The sequence below is a fragment of the Kitasatospora sp. NPDC056273 genome, assembly GCF_042268845.1.
Taxonomy (GTDB): domain Bacteria; phylum Actinomycetota; class Actinomycetes; order Streptomycetales; family Streptomycetaceae; genus Kitasatospora.
Genome location: NZ_JBHJSJ010000010.1, coordinates 110,737 through 127,692 on the forward strand (window position 1 = coordinate 110,737; position 16,956 = coordinate 127,692).

A 16,956-nucleotide genomic window follows, 5' to 3' on the forward strand; every position below is an offset into this window, starting at 1 on the left:
TGGGGGGGGTTTTTTTTTTTTTCGACCTCCCCCGGGGGGGGGGGGGGGGTTTGGGGGGGGGGGGGGGGGCCCGGGGCGCCGGGGGCCCCCCAACCCGCTGGTCGTGGTCGTGCCGGTGCGGACGCTCGGACCAGGTCAGCGGCAGAGGGCCGTGTCCACCGCGGCCTTGACGTGCTGCTCGGCCGCGTCGCCCGGGATCATGGTCACCGCGACGCCGGCGGCGCGGCCGTCGTCGGTGGCGCCCCCGGAGCTGAAGTAGCCCGGGATGGTCCCGAGGTGACCCCAGTACAGGCCGCCGCAGGACAGCGGGTTGCTCATCAGGCCCAGCCCGTAGCGGACGCCGGGACCCACCGAGTCGGCGGGGACGGTGGTGCGCATCTCGGCGAGCTGCGCCGCGGGCAGGAGCCGGCCGCCGAGGAGCGCGGCGTAGAAGCGGCTGAGGTCGCTCGTGGTGGAGACGACGGCGCCCGCCGCCCAGCCCCAGGACGGGTCCAGGTCCGTGTACTCGCGGAACGAGCCGTCGGCTTCTTGGTGGTAGCCCTTGGGGTGGGCCTCGCGGACGGTGGTGTCGCCGGGGGTGGGGAAGTAGGTGTGGCGCAGGCCGATCCGGTCGACGACGCGCCGGTTGATCTCCTCGCCGAGCGGCCGCCCGGTGATCTTCTGGATGATCAGGCCGGCCACCAGGTAGTTGGTGTTGTTGTACTCCCACCGCGTACCCGGGGCGAAGTGGGCCTTCTGGGCCAGGGCCGCGTCGAGGAGCTCGCGCGGTTCGTAGTACCGGTTCGGGTTGGCGAGGATGGCGCCCTTGTCCACGTACTCGGGCAGGCCGCTGGTGTGCTGGAGCAGCTGGCGGACGGTGATGCCGCGTCCGTCGATGCCGTCGCCGCGCAGCAGGCCCGGCAGGTAGGTCTCGACGGGCGCGTCCAGGCCCACCTTTCCTTCGGCGACGAGCTGGAGGACGACGACCGCGGTGAAGGGCTTGGTGTTGCTGCCGATCCGTATCTGGCCGTCCATGGGGACCTTGGCCCCGGTGGCGAGGTCGCCGACGCCGGCGGTGTAGGTGCGGGTGCGGCCGTCTCGGCCCTTGACGGCGGCCAGCGCGGCGGGCACGCCGTCGTCCTTGGACAGGGTGTCCAGGCTCGACTGGACGCTGTCGGGCCTGCCGCCCGCGAACGCCGCGGTCGGTGCCAGAACGCCGGCGGCCACGGCGGCGGCCGCCGCCACGGCTACCGCCACCCGGTGCTGGCCGTTGCGGCGGCGGAGCGGAAGGCGGTGGTGCGGTGCGTGCTCGTACACGGGGGTCCCCTCTGGTGGTTGGCGCCGGGGATTCCCGGCCTGCGGCAAGAAGACCATTCAGGGGCACGGGAGTTCATCGGTTCCCAGGACGAGAGCGCACCCGGGAGCGGGCTCCCGGGAGCCGCCCCGGCCGGGACCGGGCTCCCGGCCGGGACCGCGGCGGGGAGGGGGCGGCGCCACGGCGGGGCGGGGACGGAGCGGGGGCGAGGGACATCCGAAACGGTGACTGGAGGCGTCCCGGGGTGGTGGGGGAGGCTGGCGGCGACAATCCGGGCGTGGTGCTCGCGGCCGCGCCCCGACGGGTGGCGGCCGGCCGCCGCTCGCTCTCCGTCAGCAGACGTCGAAGGGGCCAGGGATGACGACGCCGGGCAACACCACGGGCAGTGGCGGTCCGTCGATGGGCGGCTACAAGGTCACGCCCGACGACGTCTCCGCGGCGTCCGTCTACGTGACCAACCAGGCCGGCGAGATCGACACCAAGATCGCCACGCTCCGGACGTACGTCGCGGGGCTGAGCGGCTGCTGGCAGGGCTCGGCGCACGGCGCCTTCGAGGTGCTGATGGCCGACTACGACATCTACGCGCGCATGATGCACGACGCGCTCACCGACATCGCCTCCGGGCTGCGCGGCAACTACGTCAACTACGTCGAGTCGGAGCAGGCGAACCTCGCCAACCTCCGCAAGGTGACGCTGCCCGCCGCCAAGTTCTGACGCCGCGTCCCTCCCCACCCCCTCCCAGGAGCACCGCGATGAGTTTCTCCGACGCCGTCCCGATCAGCGTCCAGCAGGACCTGGAGCACGCCGGCCCCTACCTCAACGCGCAGGCGGCCGACATCGCCCAGCAGCTGCACGAGCTGGCCATGTACCTGAACCAGCTGCCGGAGCTCTGGCAGGGCGCGGCCTCCGGCTACTACCAGGGGCTCCAGGCCGAGTGGAACATCGCGGCCGAGGGGCTGTTCGGCCCCGACGGCGTGCTCGGCCAGATCGCGCACGCCATGAACGTCAACTGGGCGAACTACAGCAGCGCCGAGTGGGCCAACTCGCAGACCTGGAACAACACCGCCGGCCGGCGCTGAGGCCGGGGCCGCCGCCGCCGTCGCGGTCGGCCGCCATCCGTACGACATTCCGCATGAACGAGGGCAAGAGAGCTACGCATGGCTGACGGGCACTGCCGAGTGACAGTGGTCGGCGAACACAAGCGGGTGGACCTCGCGGTCCCCGCCGCCGCCCCGATCGCGGAATACGTCACGACGCTGGCCCGGCTGGTCGGCCAGGAGGAGCTGGAGGCGCTGCCGGCGGCGTGGTCGCTGGCGGTGCCGGGCGGGCCGACGCTCCACCCCGTCTCCTCGCTGCGCGAGGCCGGGGTGCAGGACGGCCAGCTGCTGTACCTGCGGGACGCCGCCGAGGGCGAGTTCGAGGAACCGCTGATCCGCGACGTCGACGAGCTGGTCGCGGACGTCGCCGACTCCTTCGGCGACCTGCGCTGGACCTCGCGCGCCCGCGCGGTCTGCGCGACGGTCCTGGGCGCGCTCGGCCTGGCCGCCGCCTGCGTGACGGCCGCCTCGCGCGGCGGCTGGTCCGGGGCGGTGGCCGGCCCGGTGGCGGTCGGCGCCGCGTTCGTCCTGGTCATCACCGGCTGGCTGCTGGGCCGTTCCACCCTGGACCTGCCGTCCCGGCTGGGCCTGCCGATCGCGCTGGCCGCCGTGCCCTGCGCGGCGGTGGCCGGCTGGTTCCTGCCCGACCCCGTGGACGGCAACGCCACCGCGGCGGCGCTGGGGGCGATGGTCGGCGCCGGGGCCGCGCTCTGGGCGGCGCCCTCGGTGGTCGCCGCCGCCGTGCTGCTGTTCGGCGTCGCCGGGGCGGCCGTGGTGGGGCTGCTGGAGGCGGTGCACGCGGACCTCGCCCAGGGCGCGGCCGCGGTGGCCGTGGTCGGCTACGGGATGCTGCTGATCGCGCCCTGGCTGGCCGGCCAGCTGGCCGCGCTGTGGCCCACCGAGCGCGGGTCGGAGGACGGCGCGGTCCGCGTGATGGTGCACCGGGCACGGACCCTGCTGCTCTGCTGGACCGCCGCGGTCTCCCTGCTGCTGGCCGTCGCGCTGGCCGTGCTCGGCTCGGCGCACGGCGGCTACCCGCCGGCGCTGGCGGGCTGCCTGGCGGTCGCCGCGCTGCTGCGGGCGGGAACCTTCCGGCTGCTGGCCGAGGCGGCCCCCGTGGTGGTGGCCGGCGCGGTCGGCCTGGCCACCACCCTGCTGTTCGCGCCCGAGGCGATGGCGGCTCCCGGCTGGGTCGGCCCGGTGGCGCTCTGCGTGGTCGGGGTACTGATGGCGGGCACCGGGGTGGCGCTGTCCTTCCGCCGTACGGCGGCCCGCGAGGCCGAGCGGCCGCCGGCGCTGAACGTGCTGGGCACGCTCTGCGGGGTGGCCGCGGTGCCGCTGGCGCTCGGGGTGTTCGGCGTGTTCCAGAACCTCGCCGCGTTCGGACACCACCTGTGAGCCGGACGGCCTGCCGGGCGGACTGCCGCCCGGTCCTGCCCCGGCCGGTCCCGAGCGGCCGGTCGGACGGCTGGTCGGAGGGCCTAGCGCCCGCTGAGCTGGTGGACCCTCAACTGCTCCGGGACGCCGAACCGGAGGGGGTCCGCCACCGCGGCGGGAGCCGTCGGGCCGGGGGAGGCCGCCGGCTCGGGACCGGTCTCGTCGACGTAGCCCAGTTCGATCGCCTTGCGGGTCAGCTCCGCCTTGTTGCCGGCGTTGAGCTTGGCCCGGATCCGCTTCACGTAGGTGTTGACGGTGGCTTCGCTGAGCGCCATCAGCCGGGCGATCTGGCCGTGGGTGTAGCCCTGGGCGATCAGCCGCAGCGTCTCCACCTCGCGGCGGGCCAGGCCCTGGCTCTCGCCGGGGCTGCGACGGCTCAGCTCGGAGTGGAGGTGGCCGCCCAGGCCGGCCGCGAGGTAGAAGCTGCCGCGGGCGACCGCCTCGACGGCGGACAGGAACTCGGTGTCGTCGGCGTGCTTGGTGACGAAGCCGTACGCGCCGGCCTTGAGCGCGGTCAGCAGGTCCCTGGGCTCGGCCGACGGGGAGAGGACCAGGACCGCGCTGCTGGCGCTCAGGGCGCCGATCACGTGCAGGACGGACGTGCCGGAGTAGGGAGTGGGGTCCAGCACCACCACGTCGGGGCGGAGCCCGCTCTCGGCCAGGTCGTGCACGGTGTCCACCGAGGCGATCACTTCCAGCCGGGGGCTGCGGGCCAGGACCTGCTCGATCCCCATGCGTGTCATGCGGTGGTCCTCGACGATGCCTATGGTCGGCATAACCGGCCTTCCCTCTCTCCGTCTCCCGTGCGGTCGCGCCAGCTGAGCCGCGTCGGGAGGTCTGCGTCACGTGCCGTCACTCCGTTCTACGCAGCCGGGGCCTGAGATGTTCGGATCGGTTGCGAGACGGCGACGGCGCCCGCTCGCGCACGCTCCGTCGAACCATCAGTGTGCGGAGCGGCACGGGCTGTTCGTCCGGGCGCCCGCACCGGAACATGTCGTATTCGGTCGGGGGGCCGCGCGCCCGCCCGCGCCCGTGGAGGTTGATCATGGCTGAGGCCGAGCAGGACGGTACGGACCGGCGGAACATGGTGGCGGCCTTCGTCAAGGAGGTCCGGGGCGGGGACGGCGGCCCTTCGAAGGTGGTGCCGCGCGCCTGGGCGGTGGGCCTCACCGTGCTCGTCGTCGGCGCGGGCGCGGTCGGCGTCGGCATGCTGGCCAAGAGCGGTCAGCACGGGCCGGCGAAGGCAGCGGCCGAGCACCCGGTGACGGCCACCCCCTCGCCGAGCGCCTCGACCGGCTCCGGCCAGCCGGCGCCCGGCACCCCGGGCAACGCGGCCCCGCCCCTGGCGAACACCGACACCGGTGCCGGCGGTTCGGGCGGCAACCCGCAGGGCCGACCGGCCCCCGCGCCCGGCGACAACGCGCCCGCGCCCTCGGGCGACAACGCGCTCGCCCCGGCCGGCGGCGCGCCGCTCGCGCCCCGGAACAACCAGGCGGCCCCGGCGCCGGCGGCTCCCGCCCCGGCCGCTCCCGCCCCCGCGGCCCCGGCCCCGGCGGTCCCGGCGCCCAACCTGGCGGCGGCCAAGTCCGCCGCCTACACGGCGGTGGCCGGCTACGGCTGCCCGTCCAACAGCCTCCAGGGCTTCTCCGAGGCCGGCCGGTACTCCAACGGCAGCGCCGGCTGGGTCAGCGTGGGCAGCGCCGGCTGGGCGCAGGACGGCTGCAAGGGCCAGTTCGACGCGATGCCGATGTCGGGCGACGCGAAGGAGGACGACCGGAGCAACTACGCCCTGTGGACCTTCTCCCCGGGCGCGGCGGGCCTGCGCACGGCCACCTGCCAGGTCCAGGTGTACACGCCCAAGGACGGCGACATCACGCACGTCGGCGGGGAGCCGGCGCACTTCGAGGCCTACGGGTCGTCCAGCCTCTCCTCCGCGATGCTGAACGCCTTCGACGTCGACCAGCGGGGCTACCTCGGCGAGTGGAAGGACGTCGGCACCTTCAGGACCACGACCGGGGTGCTGATGATCAAGCTGGACAGCCGGGGCCTGGACTGGCACGGGAAGACGAAGACCAACGCCCACCTGGCGGTCGCCCAGATGCGGGCGACCTGCAATTGAGCCCTGTGGTCGCCGTGGTACCAGGCCCCGAAGGGGTGCGCGCATGAGCAAGACGTGGGTCAAGGTCGCCCAGCGGGGCTGGGGCGTCCAGCGCAGCATCGGCGCGGCGGTGCGCACGGCCGCCGACGGCGGGGTCGTCTCGGTGATGCCGGGCGAGTACGCGGAGAGCGTGCTGCTGGAGCGCGGGGTCAGCCTGGAGGCGGCCGAGGGGCCGGGGACGGTCACGATCGCCCCGGCGCGCGGGCCCGCGCTCACCGTGGCCGGCGGCAGCCCCACCGTGCGGGGGCTGCTGCTGCGCGGCGCCGACCCGCGGGAGCCGGCCGTGCTGATCGGCGGCGGCGCACCCGTGCTGGAGCACTGCGAGGTGGTCGGCGGCCGGGTCGAGGTGACCGGGCGGGCCGCCCCGGTGCTGCGCGACTGCGCCGTCCGCGGGGCGGTCGGCGTCGGCCTGCGCCTGGGCGGGGACAGCCGGGCCGTGGTCGAGGGCTGCGCGGTGGCCGACACCGAGGGCGTCGGGCTGCTGGTCGCCGAGGGCGCCGTCCCTGAGGTGCGGAGCACCAGGATCGGCCCGAGCAGCGCCCAGGGCCTGTACGTCGGCGGCACCGGCGGCGGCTCGTTCGAGGGCTGCGAGGTGACCGGCAGCGGTGGCGCGGCCGTCCGGGTGGCCGACGCGGCGGCCCCGGTGCTGCGCGCCTGCCGTCTGCACGGCAACCACGCGGCGGGCCTGCACGTCTCGGCCGACACCCCCGAGCCGCTCGCGGCCGGGTCGGCCGGGCCGGCCGAGGGCGGCACCGTGCTGACGGACTGCGAGATCACGGGCGCCGCCACCGTGGGCGTCCTCGCCGACGAGGACGCCCGGGTGCTGCTGCGGGACTGCCGGGTCGCGCGGACCGGCGGGGCCGGGATCGTGGCCGTGGACCGCAGCCGCCTGCGCCTGTACGACACCGTCACCACCGACACCGGCGACACCGGGCTGGCCCTGGGCCAGAGCGCCTCGGCGCGGGTCGAGGGCGGCGGCTTCCTGCGCGCCACCGGCAACGGCGTGTACGTGGCGGGCGAGGCCGAACTGGCGCTGAGCGGCAGCGAGGTGGCGGACGCGGGCTTCAGTTGCCTGCACCTGGGCGAGGGCGGCTCCGCCGACCTGGCCGACTGCCGCCTGCACGGCACGCCGGAGCACGGCATCAGGGTCACCGGCAACTCCCTGCTGAGCGCCGAGGGCACCACCGTGGAGCAGGCCCGGATGGCCGGGGTCTCGGTGGAGGAGCGGGCCGACGCGGTGCTGCGCGGCTGCACCGTACGGGCCACCGGCGTCGGAGTACGCCTGGACACCCGCCACCGCCCGCTGCTGGAGGACTGCGAGATCGCCGCCACGGCGGGCGCGGGCGTGGAGGTCGGCGAGCGCACCGGCGTGCTGCTGAACCGCACCAGGATCCACGACACCGGCGGCTCCGGCCTGCTCGCCGCCGAGCGGAGCACCCCCGTGCTGGACGGCTGCGAGATCACCGACACGGCGGGCAGCGGCATCGTGGTGCGGGCGGGCGCCGACCCGCGGGTGCGGGCCAGCACGATCGCGCGCACCGCCAAGAACGGCCTGTACCTGGACGAGGGCGCGCACGGCCTGCTGGAGGACTGCGCGTTGTCCGAGACCGGCTACCCGGCCCTGTACGTCGGCGCGGGCGCCGATCCGGTGCTGCGCCGCTGCCTCGTCCACGACACCGCCGAGGACGTCGCGCTGGCCGAGCGGGCCGCCGCCGTGCTGGAGGACTGCCGGACGGAGCGGGTCGAGCAGGCCACCCTGCCGGCCGTCGGCGAGCCGGTCGCCCCGGGCACCCCGGCCGGGATCGCCCGGCCCTGGTCGTTGCCGGGAACGACGGCCGGAGCGACGGCCGGGGCGACGGCGGGGGCCGGCGCGCCGGCGGGCGACGGCGAGGCGGACGGGACGGAGGAGCGGGACCGCGCCGAGGCCGAACTGGCGGCCCTGCTCGCGGAGTTGCACCGGCTGGTCGGCCTGGAGCGGGTCAAGCGCGACGTCGAGACCATGGTCAAGCTGATGCAACTGGTCCGGCGCCGCAAGGAGCTGGGCCTGCCGCCGCCGCCCACCAGCCGCCACGTGGTCTTCGCGGGGAACCCGGGCACCGGCAAGACCACCGTGGCCCGGCTGTACGGGCGGATCCTGCACGCGCTGGGCATGCTCTCCAGCGGTCACCTGGTCGAGGCGGACCGCGGGGACCTGGTCGGCGAGTACGTCGGGCACACCGCGCCCAAGACCACGGCGGTGTTCCGCCGGGCGCTGGGCGGGGTGCTCTTCATCGACGAGGCCTACGCGCTGGTGCCGCACGGCCAGGGCGGCGACTTCGGCCAGGAGGCCATCTCGACGCTGGTCAAGCTGATGGAGGACCACCGCGACGAGGTCGTGGTGATCGTGGCCGGCTACCCCGGGGACATGCAGCGCTTCATCGACGCCAACCCGGGCCTGGCCTCCCGGTTCACCCGCACGCTGACCTTCGACGACTACCTCGGCCCGGAGCTGGTCGACATCGTCGCCCACCAGGCCGAGCAGCACCGCTACGACCTGCCGGAGCCGACCCTGGCCGCGCTGGCCGGGTACTTCACGGAGCTGCCGCGCGACGAGGGCTTCGGCAACGGCCGTACCGCCCGCCAGGTCTTCCAGTGGATCACGGAGCGGCACGCCCAGCGGATCGCCGACCTCGACGCCCCGACGGCCGAGGACCTGACCACCGTCCTGCCGCAGGACCTGCCGGAGTTGAGCGCGGCGGTCTGACGTACGGCGGTCCGGGGCACGGCGGTCCGACGCACGGCGCCCCGGGGCTCCCCGCCCCGGGGCACGGCGCCGGCGACCGGTCAGGCCGTCGGCCTCGGCGCGACCTCCGGGAGGATCGACCCGTGGTCGGCGGACGCGTAGGCCTGGCCCGCCAGGTCCAGCCGGGCCAGGTAGACGCCGTAGATCTCGACGGCGTCGGCCACCTGGCGCAGCGCCGTCTGCAGCTCGGGGTTGATGATCGGCGCGAACTTCTGGGCGGCCTTCTGGACGCCCTTGTCCGGGATGGGCCCCGTCCGCGCGATCGGGCCCATCCCGCCGGCCATCCCCGAGTTGTCGTACCAGGTCCCGACGGGGGCGAACTCCTGGCCCCAGAAGGTGCCGCTGGCGACCACGGCGTCCACCTTGGCCTTGAGGGCGTTGTAGGCGTCCACCACCCCGGAGGTGGTGGACGCCCCGCTGACGATGACGGAGTAGACCGTCGACAGGTCCACCGAGAAGGACGCGTGGCCGGGCGGCGCGGGGGCGGTCCCGGACGGGCCGGTCCCGGACGGGGCGTTGGCGGGGTTCGTGAAGCCCTCGTTGAAGCCCGGGACGTAGCCGTTCTCCCACAGCATCTTCAGGGTCGGGTCGGCCGCGCCCCCGCCCGGCTTGGGGTCTCCGCCGCCGCCGTCCTCGGGCGACGGGACGTAGATCGGGGAGTTGATCGGGGCGACCACGCGGACCTCCGGAGCAGGGAGCGGGCAGTGAACAGGGCCATCCTGGCCCACCGGCCGCCCGGGGCGGGAGGTCCCCGTTCGGGGACGCCGGGGGGACAGAAAGCGGGTCTGTCCCGCCCGTCCGGCCGCTGCCTAGACTCCGCAGGGCCGACGTGCGTACGTGGACCAGCCGTACGCGGATCGGGCCGGACCGGACCGGTGCGGACCGGCCGAACGACGAGCCCCCGGGGAGCGCCTGCCGTGGCCTACACCTTGCAGGAATTCAAGGTCGACCTGCAGCAACTGCTCGAAGCGTCCGGCACGCTGGGCGCCGAGAGCGAGAACATCAAGGGGGAGATCGACGCGATCGCGACGGCCCTGGCGCCCCTGGAGACCGGCTGGATCGGCCCGGCCGGAACCTCCTTCGCCGCCATCACCAAGGTCTACAAGGACGACATGGTCGACCTGCAGAACCTGCTCGACGAGATGACCAGGCGGATGCGGTCGGCCTACCGGATGTACCACGACATGGAACTGGCCAACTACAACAACGTCCGCGCCTGATGAGCGTCGAACCCAACCCCGGCACCCCCGCTCCGGTCACGCCCGACTACGACACGGTCAAGCTCACCATCCCGCTGCACGAGATGGCGGCCGCCAAGGCCACCGTCGAGACCTCCCTGAACAGCATCCTGGACAGCCTGGTCACGATCGAGCAGACCCTCGCCGACCTCAAGCTGGGCTGGGCGGGACAGACCGCGGACCAGGCCAAAGCGATCTTCGACCAGTGGAACGCCTGCATGGCGGAACTGGTCGGGACCAAGACCAAGGCCAAGCCCGACGGCGCGGACGGGGTCTTCCAGCGGCTGATGATCGCCGTGGGCAGCGCGGCCGCCAACTACGACCACGCCGAGGACTTCATCGTCACCAAGCTCTTCGCGCCGCTCACCGCCGCCATCGGCGCCCCCTCGACGGGCACCGGCGACCCGAACGCCTACAACCCGCCGCCGAAGGACCTCGTCAACGACAAGAGCAACACCGTGGTCGCCGAGATCTTCTGACCCGCCCGACCCCCGCCCCGGCCCCGGCGCGCCCCCGCGCCAGGGCCCGCCGCACCACCGCCGCAGTCGAGCACCGAGAGGCACAACCAGGTGAGCAGGATCCCCTTCCACCGGCCCACCCGCGCCCTGCCGCCGGCCCTGCCCGACCAGCGCGTGGTGCTGCCCGCCCCGCCGCAGACCCCGCAGGGCGCCAACTCCTCGGCCAGCACCTGGCTCTCCCTGCTGCTGCCGCTGATGAGCAGCATCAGCATGGCCGCCTACATGGTGATGTACCGCAACCCGCTGCTGATCGCGCTGGGCGTGGGCTTCGTGCTGATCTCGATCGCCGCCACCCTCGCCGTCCGCCACCAGATGCGCAGCGCGACCCGGCAGACCAAGGACCGCCAGCGCGAGCGCTACCTGCGCTACCTGACCGACGTCAAGAAGACGGCCCGCCAGGTCGCCGACAGCCAGCGGCTGGCGGCCGGCTGGCTGCACCCCTCGCCGGAGCGGCTCTGGGCGCTCGCCGAGCGCCGCCGCCGGGTCTGGGAACGGCGCGCCACCGACAAGGACTTCCTGCAGCTGCGCCTGGGCCAGGGGCAGGGCCCGCTGGCCACCCCGATCCAGCTCGGCACCCGCAACGACCCGCTCGCGGAGTACGACGAGCAGACCCACGCCGCCGCGCAGCGGGTGGTCGACCAGGCCGGTACGGTCGGCCGCCAGCCCGCCCTGGTCGACCTGGTCAGGACCGGCGTGCTCAGCCTGCTCGGCCCCGCCGACCGGACCAGGGCGCTGGCCCGCTCGCTGCTCTGCCAGCTCGCGGTGCTGCACGCCCCCGACGACGTCACCGTCGTGGTCTGCACCGGCGGCGACCCCGACTGGGAGTGGGCCAAGTGGCTCCCGCACACCCACGAGGCCGGCGCCCCGAGCCCGGCCGGTGTGGTCCCGCTGGTCGCCGCCGAGTTCGAGGCGCTCGCCGACGCCCTGGAGGGCGCGATCACCCGAGCCCAGGCCGAACGGACCACCCGCCGGCCCGTCCTGGCGGGCGCCCCCGCCCCGGTGATGCGACGGCTCGTCGTCCTGCTCGACCCGTACGACCCGGCCGCCGCCTGGGCCCGCGGCCCGGTGGCCACCTCCCTGCTCGAATCGGCCGGGCCCGACCTGGGCATCACCGTGATCTGCCTGGTCGGCGCCGAGCGCGACGAGCCCACCCGCACCGAGGTGCGCGCCCGGGTGGGCGAGGACGGCTCGCTGGTCCTGGAGGGCCGCAACACCGAGCTGTACAGCCGGGTCGAGGGGGCCGTCGCGGACGCCCCCGCCCCGGAACTCTGCGAGCTCACCGCGCGGGCGCTGGCCCCGCTGAGCCTGTCCGAGGAGCCCGAGCAGCTGCTGGCCCGCACCATCACCCTGCCCGAGATGCTCGGCACCCCCGACGTGGCCGCCTTCGACCCGTCCGTCAGCTGGATCCCGGCCGGCGACGAGCGGCTGCTGCGCCTGCCGATCGGCCTGTCCGGCGAGGGCGACCCGGTGCTGCTCGACCTCAAGGAGTCCGCCCAGGGCGGCATGGGCCCGCACGGCCTGATCGTCGGGGCCACCGGCTCCGGCAAGAGCGAACTGCTGCGCACCATGGTCACCGGGCTGGCGATGACCCACTCCCCGGAGCTGCTCAGCCTGGTGCTGGTCGACTTCAAGGGCGGCGCCACCTTCGCCGGCGTCACCGGACTGCCGCACGTGGCCGGCCTGATCACCAACCTCGCCGACGACCTCTCCCTGGTGGACCGGGTCCGCGCCGCCCTCCAGGGCGAACAGCAGCGCCGGCAGCGGCTGCTGCGCGCGGCCGGGAACGTCGACTCGCTGCGCGAGTACCAGCTGCGCCAGGCGGCCGGGCAGTGCGACGTGGACGGCAAGCCGCTGGAGCCGCTGCCCTACCTGCTGATCGTGGTCGACGAGTTCGGCGAACTGCTCTCCCAGCGCTCCGACTTCATCGACCTGTTCGTCCAGATCGGCCGGGTCGGCCGCAGCCTGGGCATGCACCTGCTGCTGGCCACCCAGCGGCTGGAGGAGGGCCGGCTGCGCGGCCTGGAGTCGCACCTGTCGTACCGCGTCTGCCTGCGCACCTTCAGCGCCGCCGAGAGCCGCGCGGTGATCGGCACCCCCGACGCCTACCAGCTGCCCCCGATCCCCGGCTCCGCCTACCTCAAGGTGGACGAGTCGGTCTACCAGCGCTTCCGGGTCGCCCACATCTCCGGCCCGTACCAGGAGCCCGGCGCGGGCGAGGACGGTGCCGCGGCCGGCCTCCCGGTCGTGCCCTTCGAGCTGCGCACCGCGCCGCAGGAGGAGCCCGAGGAGCCCGCCGAGTCCCAGCCGCCGGCCCTGCCCGCCGGCCCCACCGAGATGGAGGTGGCGGTCGACCAGGTCTGCCGGTTCGGGCAGTCCGTGCACCAGGTCTGGCTCGCCCCGCTGCCCGCCGCGATCCCGCTGGACAGCCTGATCGGCCCGGTCTCCGAGCAGCCGGGGCGCGGCCGCCAGGCCGGCCTGTGGCCCGGCACCGGCCGGCTCGCCTTCCCCGTCGGCGTGCTCGACCTGCCCCTCCAGCAGCAGCAGCTGCCGCTCCAGTTCGACTTCGAACGCGTCCACGGCAACCTCGCCCTGGTGGGCGCGCCGCAGACCGGCAAGAGCACCCTGCTGCGCACCACGGTGCTGTCCGCGATGCTCACCCACACCCCCGACGAGGTGCAGTTCTACGGACTGGACTACGGCGGCGGCAGCCTCGGCCCGCTGGAGGCCGCCCCGCACGTGGGCGCCGTGGCCGGGCGCCGCGACGAGCAGCGGGCCCGCCGGGTGCTGGCCGAGCTCGGCCTCCTGGTCGCCGCCCGCGAGCAGCTCTTCGGGGAGCTGGGCGTCGACTCGGTGGCGGCCTTCCGGGCGCTGCGCAAGGCCGACCGGCTGCCGGCCGGGACCCGGGCCGCCGACGTCTTCCTGCTGCTGGACAACTGGGGCGCGATCCGCACCGAACTGGAGGGCGCCGAGGCCTCGGTGCTGGACATCGCCTCCCGCGGCCTGGGCGTGGGCGTGCACGTGATCGTCACCGCCAACCGCTGGGCCGACATCCGGCCGAACCTGCGCGACAGCTTCTCCGGGCGCCTGGAGCTGCGGCTGAACGAGCCCACCGAGTCGGAGGTCAGCCGCCAGGCGAGCCGGCAGGTCCCCAACATCCAGGGCCGCGGCATCGTGTCGCCCGGCGTGCTGTACCAGGCCGTGCTGCCCCGGCTGGACGGCCGCGAGGGTACCGACGGCCTGGCCGAGGCCCAGGAGGACGCGCTCGGCAAGATCGCCGCCTCCTGGCCGGGCGCCGGCGCCCCGCCGGTGCTGATGCTGCCCGACCGGGTGCTGCTCGAGGACCTCGACCCCGCGGGGACGGCCGGCTTCGCCGCGGACGAGGTGCCGATCGGCGTCGGCGAGCGCGACCTGGCGCCGGTCGGCCTGGCGATGGGGCCGGGCGACCCGCACTTCCTGGTGTTCGGCGACGCCGGCAGCGGCAAGTCCGCCTTCCTGCGCACCTGGATGGCCGCCACGGCCGCCCGGAGCACCGCCTGGGAGTCCCGGTTCATGGTGATCGACTACCGGCGCAGCCTGCTGGACGCGGTGCCGGAGGACTACATCGGCGCCTACGCGGGCGACGCGGCCGCCGCCGAGGCCTACGTCGACCAGCTGGTCGCCAAGCTGGCCGAGCGGATGCCGCCGCCGGGCATCACGGCCGCCCAGCTCCGCGCCCGGGACTGGTGGGACGGTCCCGAACTGTACGTGGTGGTGGACGACTACGACCTGGTCGCGGTCGGCCACCAGTCCCCGCTGGCCAGGCTCGCCGACTACGTCACCCAGGCCCGTGAGATCGGCCTGCACGTGGTGCTGGCCCGCCGGGTGGCCGGTGTCGGACGCCCGCTGATGTCCGACCCGCTGCTCTCCCGGCTCAAGGACCTGGGCACCGGCGGCCTGATCCTCTCCGGCGACCCGCGCGAGGGCGTCCTGCTGGGCGACCAGCGCGCGGCCCAGCGCCCCCCGGGCCGCGGCGTCCTCGTCCGGCGCTCCGGACCGGCCAGGCTGCTCCAGGTCGCGCTCCGCGAGGAGGAGCCGGCCTGACCAGCCGGGCTCCTCCCACCGGGCCGGGGGCTCTCGCAGCCCCCGGCCCGTTCGTACCTTCCCGCCCGCGCTCTCCGCGGCAGTTGCTTCGAGGTGGATCCCCGATGGCCGACAACGGCTTCAGCATCAGCGACATCTACGCCCTGGGCAACCAGTGGATCGAGCTGGGCAACACGGTGTACGCGGCCCGGTACGGCACCAGCATGGCCATGGACAAGTTCCAGTGGACCGGTGACGGCATGGTGGCCGCGCACGACGCCTGGAACCTCGTCGGCAACAGCGTGCTCGACCCGGCGGTCACCACCTGCTGGAAGATCGGCGACGCCATCAACGACTACGGCCGGGCACTGGAGAAGATCATGGCCGCCGAGCAGAAGGCCGCCAACGCGGCCGGGCTGGCCAGCATCATCGCCACCATCCTCGGGTTCGTCCTCCCCTTCGGCCTGGGCCTGCTGGCCAGGCTGATCGCGCCGCTCCTCGAAGGCCTCATCACCCTCATCACCAACATCCTGAGGACGATCGGCGAGAGCCTGCAGACCATCCTCAACATCGGCGCCTTCATCGGCGGCGCCGTGGCCGGCGGCCTGCTCCAGCTGGGCACCGACCTGCTGGCCCAGCTGATCGCCGACAAGATCTACGACGTCCCGTTCGAGATCGACTGGGCCGCCGAGGGCATGAGCATGGGCTTCGGGGCCGTCTTCGGCGGCCTCGGGGGCCTGGCCGGTCTGCGCGGACCCAAGGAGGTCGGGATCGGCGGCGGCCCCAAGGGGGTCGGGGGCAAGGGCGTGACCCCGCCGAAGGTCGACCCGCCGGGTGTGAAGCCCCCGGTCACCGAGCACGTCCCGCTGCCGGGGCGCGGCTCCGTGCCGCTTCCGGAAGGGCCGGGGCACATCGGCGGAGTCACCCCGGGCGGCATCGGCAAGGTCCCGCCGCCGGAGCTGTTCCCGGGCGGCGGCAAGCCGCTGGGCGCCGAACCGGGCAGCGTGCCGCCGGGACGCTCGCCCGTCGCCCCCGGCGGGGTGGAGCCCCCCAAGACCGGGATCCCCCACGAGGCCCCCGGCAGCACCCCGCCCGGCCCGCCCAGGACCACGACGCCCGGCCGGGGCCCCGAGCCGGTGACCCGGGAGCCCGGCCAGCTCGACCCGTCGGGAACCCACCAGCCGACCCCCGGCGGTCAGGTGAAGCCCGGGACCGGAGTGCACGAGCCCGGGGCGGGCGGGATCGGCAACGTCGCCCCGCCGAAGAGCACCGGCGGCCAGATCGGCGGCCAGGAGACGCACGGGCCGCTGGGCGGCAAGGACGGCTCGCTGCCCGACGCCACCTCGCGCTCCGTCAACGAGACGGGCGGGAACGGCGGTTCGCGCGGCACCGTCAACGGCAACGGCACCGGCAACGTCACGCGCCCCGGCCCGAACGAGCAGACCCCCGGCCACTCGCAGTCCGAGACGCCCGTCGACAACCAGACCTACAAGGCCTCCTTCGACCGGCAGCCCGGCGGAACGCGGCCCGGCAGCGACGTCGGCGCCAACGGCCGGCCGTCCTCGGCCTCCGCCCGCGTCGAGGGCGACAACGCCGTTGTGGCCACGGACCGCAACTCGCTCTCCGCGAAGACCCCCGGAAACCACGACGGCCTCCCCGGGGGCAACAACAACCGGCCCGAGGGCGTGAAGCAGCCCCTCAAGGAGGGCGCGGAGGCGCCCACGAACACGCAGCGCACCGCCACCGGAGGCGGCACCACCCCCCGCGACACCCCGCTGGAGCCGATGCGGGACAACGGAAAGTCCGGCGGCTCCTCCGGTTCCGCGCCCAAGGGCAACGAGCGGACCAACCAGTCGACCGGGGGGCAGAAGCCCCTGCCGAGGGAACTGGAGCCCCAGGCACCGGAGAACAGCAACCGGCAGTCGACCGCCTCCTCGGCGCGGGAGCACGAGGGCAGCACCAACGGGACGAAGCAGACCACCTCCGAAAGCACGGCCCCGGGCAAGGGGGACCGGCCGACCTCGGAGCAGACCCGGCAGAACGGCCAGCAGGAGGGGACGACCGGGAAGTCGGAGGGTGCGGCGTCGAAGAAGCCCTCGACGCGGCCGTTCGGTGCCAGGAAGGTGATGACCATCGCCGACCTCCCCCCGGAGGGGGCGGGGCCGAAGAGTGGCGCCCCGGAACCGGGGATGCGACCCGGCAGTTCCAACGTGAGGACCCTCAACGACCTCCCGAGCGAACACGGGGCGGGCGGCTCGGCGAAGGGCGGATCGTCGGGGGAGAAGCCGCTGGTCGACCGGGGTTCCGGGTCCACGTTGGACGGGAAGCCCGGTGAGAAGTGGGTGTCCCGGGATTCGGCTGATCGCAGGTCGA

The 16,956-nt window shown here is 74.7% G+C and carries 11 protein-coding genes and 1 pseudogene; 9 read left to right on the top strand and 3 right to left on the bottom strand.

Annotated elements, in window-relative coordinates:
• Nucleotides 1-135: 135 nt before the first annotated feature.
• Nucleotides 136-1,296 carry a serine hydrolase domain-containing protein gene (locus tag ACFCY1_RS12140; RefSeq protein WP_375874420.1) on the bottom strand — a complete coding sequence of 387 codons (1,161 nt, stop codon included), beginning with the start codon at nt 1,294-1,296 and terminating at the stop codon, nt 136-138.
• A 355-nt stretch (nt 1,297-1,651) separates the two neighbouring features.
• Between ACFCY1_RS12140 and ACFCY1_RS12145 the strand changes: the two genes are divergently transcribed.
• The 3 genes from ACFCY1_RS12145 (at nt 1,652) to ACFCY1_RS12155 (ending at nt 3,789) form a co-directional block, all read left to right on the top strand.
• A complete protein-coding gene (locus ACFCY1_RS12145) occupies nt 1,652-2,008 on the top strand; it encodes a WXG100 family type VII secretion target (protein ID WP_049657205.1) in 357 nt (118 codons plus the stop codon).
• A 38-nt stretch (nt 2,009-2,046) separates the two neighbouring features.
• Nucleotides 2,047-2,373 carry a WXG100 family type VII secretion target gene (locus tag ACFCY1_RS12150; protein ID WP_049657206.1) on the top strand — a complete coding sequence of 109 codons (327 nt, stop codon included), beginning with the start codon at nt 2,047-2,049 and terminating at the stop codon, nt 2,371-2,373.
• Between the two features lie 78 nt (nt 2,374-2,451).
• The gene (locus tag ACFCY1_RS12155) at nt 2,452-3,789 is read left to right on the top strand and encodes an EsaB/YukD family protein (protein ID WP_375874421.1); all 1,338 of its coding nucleotides are present in this window, start codon (nt 2,452-2,454) and stop codon (nt 3,787-3,789) included.
• Nucleotides 3,790-3,872: 83 nt separating this feature from the next.
• Here ACFCY1_RS12155 and ACFCY1_RS12160 read toward each other — a convergent pair whose 3' ends face one another.
• Entirely contained in the window at nt 3,873-4,604 is a 732-nt protein-coding gene (locus ACFCY1_RS12160) for a LuxR C-terminal-related transcriptional regulator (protein WP_375874422.1), read from the bottom strand.
• A 269-nt stretch (nt 4,605-4,873) separates the two neighbouring features.
• Between ACFCY1_RS12160 and ACFCY1_RS12165 the strand changes: the two genes are divergently transcribed.
• The gene (locus tag ACFCY1_RS12165) at nt 4,874-5,947 is read left to right on the top strand and encodes a hypothetical protein (protein ID WP_375874423.1); all 1,074 of its coding nucleotides are present in this window, start codon (nt 4,874-4,876) and stop codon (nt 5,945-5,947) included.
• Between the two features lie 43 nt (nt 5,948-5,990).
• Entirely contained in the window at nt 5,991-8,729 is a 2,739-nt protein-coding gene (locus tag ACFCY1_RS12170) for a right-handed parallel beta-helix repeat-containing protein (protein ID WP_375874424.1), read from the top strand.
• 80 nt (nt 8,730-8,809) lie between these two features.
• Here the strand turns inward: ACFCY1_RS12170 and ACFCY1_RS12175 are convergent, their stop codons facing one another.
• Nucleotides 8,810-9,445, bottom strand: coding sequence for a hypothetical protein (locus ACFCY1_RS12175; RefSeq protein WP_375874425.1), 636 nt, complete (start codon nt 9,443-9,445; stop codon nt 8,810-8,812).
• 240 nt (nt 9,446-9,685) lie between these two features.
• On the opposite strand from ACFCY1_RS12175, the gene ACFCY1_RS12180 reads away from it, so the two are divergent.
• The 4 genes and pseudogenes from ACFCY1_RS12180 to ACFCY1_RS12195 all read left to right on the top strand — a co-directional run.
• Entirely contained in the window at nt 9,686-9,988 is a 303-nt protein-coding gene (locus ACFCY1_RS12180) for a WXG100 family type VII secretion target (protein WP_049655551.1), read from the top strand.
• Nucleotides 9,988-10,485 carry a WXG100 family type VII secretion target gene (locus ACFCY1_RS12185; protein ID WP_375874426.1) on the top strand — a complete coding sequence of 166 codons (498 nt, stop codon included), beginning with the start codon at nt 9,988-9,990 and terminating at the stop codon, nt 10,483-10,485. Before ACFCY1_RS12180 ends, ACFCY1_RS12185 begins: the two co-directional genes overlap by 1 nt.
• Before the next feature lie 90 nt (nt 10,486-10,575).
• Nucleotides 10,576-14,604, top strand: a complete 4,029-nt coding sequence (gene eccCa / locus ACFCY1_RS12190; protein WP_375874427.1) for a type VII secretion protein EccCa — start codon at nt 10,576-10,578, stop codon at nt 14,602-14,604.
• A gap of 104 nt (nt 14,605-14,708) precedes the next feature.
• Nucleotides 14,709-16,956: pseudogene (locus tag ACFCY1_RS12195) on the top strand (hypothetical protein); the annotation flags it as partial.